General features: G+C 47.6%; 1 pseudogene. It reads right to left on the reverse strand.

The features are described from left to right. Nucleotides 1–75: 75 nt before the first annotated feature. Nucleotides 76–208: pseudogene (locus tag MXF20_RS23350) on the reverse strand (myo-inosose-2 dehydratase); the annotation flags it as partial.

Here is a 208-nt window from a genome sequence, read left to right on the forward strand (position 1 = left end):
GCAGTCGTTAATGACGAAAGTCACTGCTGCATTTACCGTAGCGGCGCAATTCATTGCGCTAACTGACCGTCAATCTTACAGCCCGGCATTGTCACGAATATATTTACGGGCTTTCACCGCATATTCGAAGGGATTAGCGATGGCCGGATCCTGTTCTGCTTCAACCACCATCCAGCCTTTGTAGCCGTAATCATCAAGGATTTTGAAT

Source organism: Pantoea dispersa, from assembly GCF_035783935.1.
GTDB classification, from domain to species: domain Bacteria; phylum Pseudomonadota; class Gammaproteobacteria; order Enterobacterales; family Enterobacteriaceae; genus Pantoea; species Pantoea dispersa_C.